The following is a 10,577-nucleotide window of genomic DNA, read 5'->3' on the forward strand; positions in this document are numbered from 1 at the left end:
CCCCCAAACCCCCTTTTGCAGGGGACGAAGCGTCCCCCACACCCCCTCCTAAGGGTGTTCTGATTGTGCTGAGGGGTCGATTCGTAATTGCAGGCTCTTGGGCATAGGTGAACCCTTTGTGATGGCGGGCCGTTCTGGTCTGCTGAGGGGTCGCTTCGTATTGCAGGGGCGGCAGGGGGCGATCGCGCATTTCGTTCCATCTCCACCGGCCCACTGCTTCTATCCCTCATCAAGCCCTCTCTTTCGTTCGATCCATCCCTTCCTCCTGCTAGCCTAAAGACTTGTCGATTTCCCATTTGTGGTGTGAGTAAAGGGCTAAGAGATTGGTTTGCAGGCCGCCCTTGGGCGCTGCTGCTCTTGTGGATGGCGCTGGCGGCGTTGGTGCGGTTTGCGTATTTGAGCAGCAAGCCGCCTTGGACGGATGAGTTTTCGACGCTGGTGTTTAGCCTGGGGCACAGTTTTCGCACGGTGCCGCTGGATCAGGTGATTTCGTCGGAGGGACTGCTGTCGCCGCTGCGCCTGGAGCCAGAGGGCACGCCGCAGGACGTGGTGCGCTATCTCATGAGCGAGAGTACGCACCCGCCGATGTATTTTTTGCTGTCGCATTTCTGGCTAAAGCTGTTTCCGGCGCTGCCGCAGGGGATTGTCAGTGTGTGGGTGGGGCGATCGCTCTCGGTGGTGTTTGCCATCCTCACGGTTCCTGCCATCTACGGGCTGGGCTGGCTGGCGGGGCGATCGCGCTTGGCGGCGAATCTATCTGCCATTCTGTATGCGGTGTCGCCCTATGCAGTATTTCTGGCGCAGGATGCCCGCCACTACACGCTGGCACTGCTGCTGATTACGCTGTCTTTCTGCTGTCTGGTGGTTGCTGTCCGCAAGATGCAGGCAAGACAGCCGATTCCGCTCTGGCTGTGTGCTGGGTGGGTGGCGGTAAATGCGCTGGGTGTAGCGGTTCACTACTTTGTCATGCTGAGTTTGCTGAGTGAGGCGATCGCCCTCCTCTTCTTCTGGCGCTTCCAGTCTCCTGCCCGCCGCCACGCTCACCCCATCTCATCCTTTCTCGATCCCCAACTCCTTGCGGTTGCCTTCCTCTCTCTTGCGGCCTGCCTCGTCTGGCTGCCCGAACTGGCCAACTCGCAAACCAGCCCCCTCACCGAGTGGATCTTTTACGACCGCAGCGACCTATTAATGTGGCTAAACCCCGTTTTTCAGTTCCTTGCGGCTTGGGTCGTGATGGTAATCTTGCTGCCGCTAGAGTCAGACTTTTTGCCGCTGGCGGCCGTAGCGGCCGTGGTTATGATTGCCTTTCTCATATGGGTTGTGCCGCTGCTGGTTCGCAGTTTCAAAATGCTGCTTGCCAATCCCCAAACGCGCTGGGCGGTGGTGCTGCTGGGTGGGCTGGTGCTGGGCGGCATCGCCGTGATGACGGTGATTACCTACGGGCTGGGGCGCGACGTGACGCGGGGCGCACGCTACAACTTCATCTACTTTCCGGCGGTGCTGGCGCTGCTGGGCATGGCATTGGCGGCGCTGTGGAACCGAGGCAGCTTGGTCGATGAGGCAACGACACCGCCTCCCTGGACTTCGCGCCGCTGGTATGCCCCCCGCCACCAGTTTCCCAAAACAGGGAAAACGGCGGTTTTGGCTATCCTATTTCTGGGTTTTCTCAGCGCCCTCTCGGTGGCAGTGAACCTGGGCTATGAAAAGTATTACCGACCTGAGCAACTGGCGGCCCAGATGCGGCAATACACCGAAGCCCCCATCCTCGTCGCCACCGACCACCAAACCCATGTGCAGACGGGCGAAATGATGGGGCTTGCCCGCGAGTTCTTGCTTGCGCCCGATGCCAGCCCCTACACGCTGCCCCGGTTTATCCTGGCGCACGGCGAAAAGAACTCGTTAACCCCCGCTGCCACGCTAAACCAGGTGCTAAATCAGGTGCCGCGCCCGTTCGACCTGTGGCTCGTCAACTGGCACGCTTCTGAAAACGTGAACCAGCCGGACTGCACCGCGCAGGAGATTCGCAAAATCTGGATCAATGGCTATAGCTACGACCTGTATCGCTGTCGCTGAGTGGGATGGCGGAATGACATGATGGCGTTTTTGTGGGGTGTATCCATCCCCCTCCCCTGCTCCCCAATTCAACCCCGCCACGCGGCCCGCGCTATGGCAAAATCAGACAGGAAGCCGATTCCTGTTGTTGCTCTTGCAGAACCATGATTCAACTGCCCAAGCGTTCCTTCACCCGCTGGCTAAAGGCCGGAGCCGTTTCTCTGCTCATGACGCTGCTGCTGGTGGGATGGGGAGCCGCCCATAGCAACCTGGCGGCGATCGCCCTCCCCCAGGGCAACGCCATCACCGACGGCCGCGCCATTTTGCGCTACGCCCTGCCGATCAGCAACAAGCCCGTGCGCCAGTTGCAAACGCTGCTCGAAGATTTGTCTACACCCCTCCGCATCAGCCGCACCAGCCTCAACGCTATCAACCCCAAGCTGTCGCAGATGGAGCGAATTTTAAACACGAAGCAAAAGGAACTGCTGGCCAGCGTGCCAGCCGATCGCCAAGCGGCGGCTGGGCTGCTGATTACCCAGCTAGAAATGGGCATCAACGCCATGCGGAGTGCCGTTGAAGAAAACAACAAAGCTGCCCTGTGGGAAAAACGCTCCGAACTGCTCGACATGGTGGGGCAGCTCGAAGAACTCATGGTCGCCCAGTTTCCCTACGAAGTGCCGGAAGAATACAGCAACCTGCCCCAGCTCAAGGGACGTGCCACCATCAGCATCAAAACCGACAAGGGCGATATGGTGGCCGTGGTGGATGGCTACAATGCTCCGGTCACAGCAGGCAACTTTGTCGATCTCGTCCAGCGTGGTTTCTACGACGGGCTAAAGTTCACCCGCGCTGAAGACTTTTACGTGCTGCAAATTGGCGATCCGCCAGGGCCCGAAGACGGCTTCATTGACCCCAAAACCAAGCAAGAGCGCAAGATTCCCCTGGAAGTGATGGTGCAGGGCGACAAAGCCCCCACCTACGGCATTACGCTGGAGGACGCGGGGCGCTATCTAGATCAGCCCGTGCTGCCTTTCTCTGCCTTTGGTGCCCTCGGCATGGCCCACCCCGACAGCGACCCCAACGGTGGCTCCTCTCAGTTCTTCTTCTTCCTGTTTGAACCCGAACTCACCCCTGCTGGGCTAAACCTGCTAGACGGCCGCTACTCCATCTTCGGCTACGTCGTCGAAGGCAAAGAAGTGCTGGAAAAACTGAAGGCAGGTGACGCGATCCAGTCGATGAAAGTGATTTCGGGCTTAGAGAATTTGGTAGAACCGTAATCCCCCAGCCCGCCGGGCCGAAACCTCCCCTTGCGCCGCCTCGCCCACCTCCCCGTTCCGCTCCGCATTGGCTGTCTGCTGCTGGTGCTGTTGGGCCTATGGCTGCCCTACGTCGCGCTGGTCTATGCCCTTGTGGACGACGCAAATACCATCAGCATTTTGGTAATGCCCGTGCTGTTTGGGCTGTTTTTTGGGCTGCTGTGGGCGTGGGGGCGCTGGGTCTATGGGCGGCGGGGCGGGTTCGCGCCCTATGGTCTGGTGGGGACGCGGGCAATGGGTCGAGAACTGCTGCAAGGTCTGGGCATGGGCTTTTGCAGCCTCCTGTTTTTATTTGTCCTCATGAACGGGTTGGGCTGGGCAACCTGGCGATCGCCTGCCGTTCCTATTCCGCGCCTTTTGCTGGAAGGGCTGGGGGTGGGTCTGGGCTATGGGCTGGCGGAAGAAGCCGTCTTTCGCGGCTGGCTGCTGGATGAACTGGAGCGCGACTATGCCCCCCGTACAGCGCTTTGGGTCAACGCGCTGACCTTTGCCGTGTTGCACTTTATCCGCCCGCTAAATGAGGTGGTGGCTACCGCGCCCCAGTTTTTTGGGCTGGTGCTGCTGGGGCTGCTGCTGGTGTGGGCGAAGCGGCAGACCGGGCGACTGGGCCTGTCGATCGGGCTACACGGCGGCATGGTCTGGGGCTATTATCTGGTGAATGTCGGCGCGTTGATTCGCTACACCGGGCAAGCACCCGAATGGATGACGGGCATTAATCAAAATCCCCTGGCCGGGGTACTGGGGTTTCTCTGCCTGGGCGGGCTGGCGCTCAGCGTGCGATCGCGCGTTTTCCATCGGTAAAGTTGTGTGGTGGAAAATAACACCGAGCATAGATACACAGATAGCCTCCATACCGACCAAACCAACGCATATTGGACGGCTGGCTGAATTGGATGATGCTACTTTGCTCTCGGATGCAACTCGAAGGCAAGGTCAGCACGATAGAAACACACGTCAAATTCTGCAAAAAAGTTCATGTGCCCCAAAATCAACGGAGCTTCTCTCGATTGTGTCCAAGCAAATGCCAGCAAAACTGAGGAAAAATTAGCCACTGTTGCTGATAGCACCAACCCTCGCGCTTCCATCTGAGCCAAGTTGCCGCTCAACTGGATGGGTACTGTTTGTTCTTCCCAGATGGCTCCTAACTGCAAGCCCACTCTATAGGGCAATACATTGACGCTTGCACCAGTGTCCAGCAAAGCCATCATTTCTACAGAACGACCTCGGTAGCTCAGCATGATTGGCAGATAAGGCATTACACTAGACAGCCCTGCGCTGTTGGTGCGCTCAATGAAAGGAAATCGCTGGCCATCAAGCATTGTCCTCTTGCCTTGCCGCCGCTAAAAGTTCTGAGAGAGTTTGAGCGGCTCCATGAGCACCATAGGGCGACCATACAACCGCCTCAGTAGCTTCTAACTGTTGCAATAATAAGTTTTCTTGAGCTTGAGTCTCAGTTGGCTGTAGTTCATAGCCTTCCTCTTTAGCAACTGCAAGTAAGAGAAAATGAATCAGACGTAGCTTGTCCTGATGAGAAAGTTGACTGACTACAGGAAGCAATTCAGTAAGAGGCATGGCTGTTAGAAAAATACTGGTTTAACAAGGCTGAGTTTTAGAAAAGTCTGATCGAGCAGATCGTCTCATTACCAATCCAATTACGAATCAAGCCTTGAACTCGAAACAGCTATCATCATAGCCCTGCCCAACCTGGAGTTGCTAGGAGTTGTCCTCTCAACCTTTGCCAATGTTTGCCAATATAGGTGTGACTGAAGGAATGCCCAAACTGGGGAATTTAGCTGTCCAACAATCTTCCAAATATCTTTAATAAATAATCCTCCCCGCTACCGCATCTCCTCATCACCCCACCCACCCGATACAATAGACGAAACCCCAGGGACACCCTTACCCCCGCCCAGACATGCCAGAAAGCTATAGCGATCGCCCCATCTCCAGCCGATCTAGCCGACCAAGCCAGTCTAGCCGCATCGAATCTTCCTACAGCTTGCCGCCTGCGGTGCAGCGAGTGGCGCTGGCGTTTCGGCGCACGGGCTGGATCAGCTTTTGGGCACAGCTTGTGCCGGGGGTAATCTCGGCTGGGTCGCTGATTTTTGCGAGTTTCGGGCTGACCGCCGCCACCACCACCACGGCCCCCGGTATGCCCTCGCCCACCTCGACCGAAACAGGCACGGGTGCATTTTTCTCGACGCTGGGGCTGATTGCCCTAGCCGCCAGCGTCTTCTGGGCCTTTCGCTATGCCCGACTGGGCCGCCGCCTCCAGACCGCCGATACGCGGGTGCGCCCCAAGCGCGGCGAGGCATTTCAGCTTTTGCGCGTGGGGCTGATGATCAATCTGGCAGGAATGCTGCTCACGTTTCTGGGCGCACAGGCTATTATCGGGTCGCTGGTGATCAAGGCATCGGCCCAGGGGTTTGCCATTTTTTCGGGCAGCGCCGCCCGCTTTGTGAATCCGCTGGATATGCTGCTGGTGCTGGCGACGACCAACATCAACATGGCGCACTTTATCGGCATTGTCGCCTCGCTCTGGCTGCTGCGCGTGATGAGCCGCAGCTAGACACGTTTGGTGTTGGTCCTTGGTGTCGAGCCGATGACTTGGCGGAATTTGGGCGATCGCCCGACTTTCAGGCTACCGTCATCGCCCAAACTGAGCTAAGCAAACCCCACTGCACAATCATCACCAGCTAAAATCGAGCGGCATAGGCAGCAGCCAGGACTTGCCCTTGTAGAACAGCAGTTGATAGACATGCAGACTGCCGTAGCGAAACGAGGCCTCAAAGGATTGCAGGTAGAGACACCACATTCGCAGAAATTTCTCGTCGTAGGTGTCGCCCAAGGCGGCGATAGTGTCTCGGTTGCGGATGAGGTTTTCGGTCCAGCGCTTCATCGTTTCGGCATAGTGGGGCTTGAGGTTTTCGCAGTGGGCGACAGAGAGCTTGGCGGCCCATAGCTCCTGGGTCAGCTCATGCAGTTGGGGCGCATAGCCGCCAGGGAAGATGTACTTGTCCACCCAGGCTCCGTTGCGCTCGTTGCTCTGGGTGACGATGGTGTGCAGCAGCCCGACTCCGGCCGGCTTCAGCAGCGCATTGGCCTGCTGCATAAAGGTGGCAAAGCTGCCCTTGCCGACATGCTCAAACATGCCGATGCTGACGAACTTGTCGAATTGTCCGTGAAACTCGCGGTAGTCGGCGATTTCAATTTTGATGCGATCGCCCAATCCCCGCTGCTCGATCCGCGCTTGCGCCAGCTTGGCCTGCTCTACGCTGAGGGTGATGCCCGTCCCCGACACGCCGTAGCGCTCCGCCGCATAGATCAACATGCCGCCCCAGCCGCAGCCAATATCCACCAGGGTTTCGCCAGCTTTTAGCCCCAGCTTTTTGCAAATTAGCTCATATTTTTGCAACTGCATGGTTTCCAGCGAGTCGCTCTCTTGGCGGCGATAGCCACAGGAATAGGTGAGCGTCGGGTCGAGAAACTGCTGATAAAAGTCGTTGCCCAGGTCGTAGTGATGCTGCACATTTTTGCGGCTGTTTTGGATTAACACAGGCACCGTTTTCAAGCGCTGGGTCAGCACCTTAAACAGCAGTGGCAGCGTCACCTTGTTGCTGGCTTTGGAGTAAACATTATTGCGATAAAACAGCCCAATCAGTTCCACCAAATTGTTATTCGCCTCGTCCCACCAGCCGTCCATGTAGGCTTCGCAAAAGCCCAGCGTGCCAAAGGACAAGACGCGATCGTAGGTGCCGGGATGGTGGATGATCAACCGCAGCGGCTCTGACGCGCCCGCCTGCCCAAAGCGAAACTCTTGCCCCGCCGGATTGACCACGGTGAAGTCGGCCGCGTCGATCAGGCTAAAAAGCTGGTAGAGATAGCGCTCTCCGCTGGGCAGCTTGCTCCAGTCGGCGATCGCCCCTGTCGCGTCTGAACGAGTCGCTGCATCTGGCTGCGAGGTCTGCCGTTCGACCGAAGAAACGGGTTTTGTCATACAAATACCTGTGAGAAAAATATTGATGAGAGGGAGTAAGCCAATAGGAATCTCAGGAGCCTTTAGTAACGTTTTTCTAGGCGTAACTCCGGAAGATAGCTATCCATTTGCCATATTCCGCCACCCTCACCCCTGTCCCTCTCCCAAGGGAGAGGGGTTCTGAATTTGGTTCCCCTTCTGCTGCGGGAGAAGGGTTTGGGGGATGAGGGTGGTTCGGAACGTGCAGTCAAATATTGCCAGGTTAATAGCTGCGTCAGTTCTATCCTATTGATTCGCTTTGAAAGCGGGCATGGTTTTTACCTGAGTCGCCAGCCCCACCACTTGCAGGGCGCGAATCACCAGCCAGGCCACGTCAATCTCCCACCAACGCTGCCCAAACTGAGCCGAGGCCTGGAACGCATGGTGGTTATTGTGCCAGCCTTCGCCAAAGGTGAGCAGCGCCACCCACCAGCAGTTTGTCGCGCGATCGCCCGTCTGATACGTCCGATAGCCCACCATGTGGCAGGCGCTGTTGACAAAGAAAGTGCTGTGGAAGCCCACAAACAGTCGCACAAAAATCCCCCACACCAGGAACGGCATCCCGCCCAGCGCGTAGAGCAGCACCGCCAGCGCTACCTGCATCCAGATGTAGTTGCGATGGCAAAAGCGATACACCGGGTCGTTGGCGATGTCTTTGGTGTAGCGGGCAAGCTGAGGCTGGCTCGGCACTTGATGCATCAGCCAGCCGATGTGGCACCACCAAAAGCCCAGGCTAGAGTCGTGGGGGTCGCTGGCCTCGTCGGAATGCAGGTGGTGCATCCGGTGATAGCCGACCCAGCCCTTGACTGCGCCCTGGCCCGCCAGTGTGCCGCAGATGATGAGAAAGTACTCTAGCCATTGTGGCACCTTGAGGCTGCGGTGGGTGGCGAGGCGATGGAAGCCCAGGGAAATGCCCAGCCCGATGGTGATGAAATGCAAGAACACCGCCAGCGCCACGGCCGACCAGCTAAAAAAGGCAGGAACAAAGGCCAGCAAAGCAGTCAGGTGCAAAAACAGAGTGAAGCTGATCACGTCCCAGCGGGGACGCGGCACGTTGAAATGGGCATCGGTCATGCGAAATAAACTCCTGGCTTGTGTCGATAAGGAAAATTGAGAGAAATCGGCGGCGGAGAATCGGCTGGCTAATCCATCGAATAAAACGCCGTAATGTGGGGCGGAAACTCGGCTCGGCGCTGCTCGACCTGGCGATGACAGTCGGCGGGAGAAATTGCCAAATGCTGAAGCAGGTTGATATCGACCGTGCCGTTGTTCTCAATCAGCAGCACGATGGATTGGGTCGGGTCATGCTGGGCGATCGCCTCCATTAGCCGGGCGATCGCCGCTTCGTCCAGAAAGTCTGGCTGGATTGACCGACCTTCCGCTGCCAGCGATCGCAGAAACTCTGGCACCGCTGCCTGAGCAATAAACTGCATCGAAAAAGGCACCGTTTCGACACTCCAATCCACTGTGTGGGGATGGGCGATCGCCACCCGACAGGCCAGCAGCCCGCGCCCTTGGCTGATATAGCCATGCCAGGCCCGATAGCCCAGCGCCAGCATATTTTGGTGAATAAACAAGTTTTGCCAGTAGCCCAACAGGCCCTGCCAAACACAATCCTTCGTATTCATGCGGCTTCTCATCAAACACTCAAAATAAAGTCAAACCATTAATCGCGCCGACACAGGTTTTCAAGAAATTTCCAGGCAAGGTTTCTAAGCTTCTTTCTGGAAATTTGCAATTCCCAATTTTCTTGAGTTCAGAAGATTCATCTTTTGTGAAAATTGCCCAGATTGGGCGTTTCAAAAAAGGGACATACTTCATGTCAATGGATGAGATTGCCATGACTCTATGGAGGCGAGTTCATGCAAGACTGAATCACTGCGTCAGCGCCAATACAAGACTGCAACTTGAGCCGCTCTTTTCCACAAACCAGTACGCAGACGGGATTTTAGAAAAGAATTTTCAAGCACATTTTTGGAGCGATCCTTACAGAGGAAAACAGGGTAGAAGGCTCCTCCTCTAAGGACGGAGAGGTTCAGAAGATATTCCACCTTCAGTCCTCAAAAACACAAAAAAAGACACACAAACTTTGCCAAGTTTTTCACTCGACTGGTGAAGCATTTTGTGAAGTGCCTCAACAATATGCTCACCTGAAGGAATTAGGTGAGCGCCCTTGATTTCATCCGTTGCAAACTTGGTAAACCTGCTACGTTTGGCTCACATATTTCAGAAGACAGAACCGCCCGAAAGCAGAAAAGCGAACTGGGCGATCGCCCCGGATCGCCTCCATAAACCTTAAATTTGAAGTCATCTATGCCTCGCAGATGAATCAGAACATTGAGCTATCGGCGGGCATCCTGACTCAGAGATGACACGCTCAAGATTCAGCCTCGGGCCACCCAAACTTACCCAATCAGCAAGCAGGTAGACCAGCATCCTTGCGCGGGTATGCTCATCACAGTTGCGGGACAGCGTCGGATTTTCACCGAACTTTCCCCCTTGCGTCTAGTGGCTGCTCCCCACTAGAACCGAAGCAGAGTAGCTGGTTGCGCGTTTTTTCTCAAATCGAACCAGTGGAATCCATCAGAAATGCAGTCCATCTGGAGAGAATTGGGAAACACGGTTTCAAGCAAACTCCACCCTAGAGCATAGCATGGCTTAGCTCTAGCACGACGCTAGGGATAGCGTCTTGGAGGCATTCTTAAGGTGTTCTAAAGGTGTTCTGAAGGCTTTTGCAGGGGCGATCGCGCTCTAGTGCCATTGGCATTTCATTGGCATTTCATAGGATATTCAAAGGGTCTTCTTCAAATGCTCTGCTAGTGTGTTCTTTGCACTTGTCCAAATCCACACCTGGAGCTTATCCAAGCTTATCTTTTCTTACTTAATCTGCCAGTTCGGCTAGCTCTAGCCAGCGCTCTGTGGCAGCATCAATTTCGGCGGTCAGGCTGGCTAGCTTTTCGGTGAGATGCTGCATTTCGGTAAAGTCTGCGGGGGAGTCGCCGTAAAGCCGCTGCTCCAGTTGTTCTCGCTCTGCTTCTAGCGCAGGAATGCGAGTCTCCAGGGTTTCATATTCCCGCTTTTCTTTGAAAGATAGCTTGCGCGGTTTGGTGGCGGTGGGGCTGGGAGGACTGCCGCCAGTGGGCTGGGGTTCTGCGTTGGATGCCACTTTGGGTTCGGCTTTGGCGGCTGCCTTG

The 10,577-nt window shown here is 56.2% G+C and carries 11 protein-coding genes and 1 riboswitch; of the genes, 4 read left to right on the plus strand and 7 right to left on the minus strand.

Features of this window, described 5'->3' with window-relative positions; translation table 11 throughout:
- The coding region (locus IGS51_RS05820; RefSeq protein WP_297077076.1) for a hypothetical protein at positions 1-214 on the minus strand (214 nt) is incomplete at its 3' end.
- Between the two features lie 89 nt (positions 215-303).
- Here IGS51_RS05820 and IGS51_RS05825 point away from each other — a divergent pair.
- From IGS51_RS05825 to IGS51_RS05835, 3 genes are all read left to right on the plus strand, one after another.
- Entirely contained in the window at positions 304-2,073 is a 1,770-nt protein-coding gene (locus tag IGS51_RS05825) for a glycosyltransferase family 39 protein (RefSeq protein ID WP_297077080.1), read from the plus strand.
- 143 nt (positions 2,074-2,216) lie between these two features.
- Positions 2,217-3,329: a peptidylprolyl isomerase gene (locus IGS51_RS05830; protein ID WP_172356972.1), complete on the plus strand. Its 1,113-nt coding sequence runs from the start codon at positions 2,217-2,219 to the stop codon at positions 3,327-3,329.
- Between the two features lie 30 nt (positions 3,330-3,359).
- The gene (locus IGS51_RS05835) at positions 3,360-4,169 is read left to right on the plus strand and encodes a type II CAAX endopeptidase family protein (protein WP_297077081.1); all 810 of its coding nucleotides are present in this window, start codon (positions 3,360-3,362) and stop codon (positions 4,167-4,169) included.
- A gap of 98 nt (positions 4,170-4,267) precedes the next feature.
- Here IGS51_RS05835 and IGS51_RS05840 read toward each other — a convergent pair whose 3' ends face one another.
- Positions 4,268-4,687 carry a hypothetical protein gene (locus tag IGS51_RS05840; protein ID WP_297077084.1) on the minus strand — a complete coding sequence of 140 codons (420 nt, stop codon included), beginning with the start codon at positions 4,685-4,687 and terminating at the stop codon, positions 4,268-4,270.
- On the minus strand, positions 4,680-4,940 hold the full coding sequence (locus tag IGS51_RS05845) for a hypothetical protein (RefSeq protein WP_297077087.1): 261 nt from the start codon (positions 4,938-4,940) through the stop codon (positions 4,680-4,682). The genes IGS51_RS05840 and IGS51_RS05845 overlap by 8 nt, the downstream gene beginning before the upstream one ends.
- Positions 4,941-5,283: 343 nt before the next feature.
- Between IGS51_RS05845 and IGS51_RS05850 the strand changes: the two genes are divergently transcribed.
- Complete coding sequence (locus tag IGS51_RS05850; protein WP_297077090.1) at positions 5,284-5,937, plus strand: DUF3611 family protein; 654 nt, start codon at positions 5,284-5,286, stop codon at positions 5,935-5,937.
- A gap of 120 nt (positions 5,938-6,057) precedes the next feature.
- Here IGS51_RS05850 and IGS51_RS05855 read toward each other — a convergent pair whose 3' ends face one another.
- The 4 genes from IGS51_RS05855 to IGS51_RS05870 all read right to left on the minus strand — a co-directional run.
- Positions 6,058-7,365 (minus strand): cyclopropane-fatty-acyl-phospholipid synthase family protein, encoded by a 1,308-nt coding sequence (locus IGS51_RS05855; RefSeq protein ID WP_297077092.1) that lies wholly within the window; start codon positions 7,363-7,365, stop codon positions 6,058-6,060.
- 264 nt (positions 7,366-7,629) lie between these two features.
- Entirely contained in the window at positions 7,630-8,457 is an 828-nt protein-coding gene (locus tag IGS51_RS05860) for a fatty acid desaturase (RefSeq protein ID WP_297077096.1), read from the minus strand.
- Positions 8,458-8,525: 68 nt separating this feature from the next.
- Complete coding sequence (locus IGS51_RS05865) at positions 8,526-9,011, minus strand: hypothetical protein (RefSeq protein ID WP_297077098.1); 486 nt, start codon at positions 9,009-9,011, stop codon at positions 8,526-8,528.
- Positions 9,012-9,712: 701 nt separating this feature from the next.
- A riboswitch (cobalamin riboswitch) is annotated at positions 9,713-9,931 on the minus strand.
- Positions 9,932-10,264: 333 nt separating this feature from the next.
- On the minus strand, positions 10,265-10,577 hold a 313-nt coding region (locus tag IGS51_RS05870), incomplete at its 5' end, for an ABC transporter C-terminal domain-containing protein (protein WP_297077100.1).

The sequence above is a fragment of the Thermoleptolyngbya sp. M55_K2018_002 genome, assembly GCF_015295965.1.
Classification (GTDB): domain Bacteria; phylum Cyanobacteriota; class Cyanobacteriia; order Elainellales; family Elainellaceae; genus Thermoleptolyngbya; species Thermoleptolyngbya sichuanensis.

Coding starts and splice junctions, on each gene's coding strand:
- IGS51_RS05830 (WP_172356972.1), top strand. CDS start 2,217: ATGATTCAACTGCCCAAGCGTTCCTTCACCCGCTGGCTAAAGGCCGGA.
- IGS51_RS05840 (WP_297077084.1), bottom strand. CDS start 4,687: ATGCTTGATGGCCAGCGATTTCCTTTCATTGAGCGCACCAACAGCGCA.
- IGS51_RS05845 (WP_297077087.1), bottom strand. CDS start 4,940: ATGCCTCTTACTGAATTGCTTCCTGTAGTCAGTCAACTTTCTCATCAG.
- IGS51_RS05850 (WP_297077090.1), top strand. CDS start 5,284: ATGCCAGAAAGCTATAGCGATCGCCCCATCTCCAGCCGATCTAGCCGA.
- IGS51_RS05855 (WP_297077092.1), bottom strand. CDS start 7,365: ATGACAAAACCCGTTTCTTCGGTCGAACGGCAGACCTCGCAGCCAGAT.
- IGS51_RS05860 (WP_297077096.1), bottom strand. CDS start 8,457: ATGACCGATGCCCATTTCAACGTGCCGCGTCCCCGCTGGGACGTGATC.
- IGS51_RS05865 (WP_297077098.1), bottom strand. CDS start 9,011: ATGAATACGAAGGATTGTGTTTGGCAGGGCCTGTTGGGCTACTGGCAA.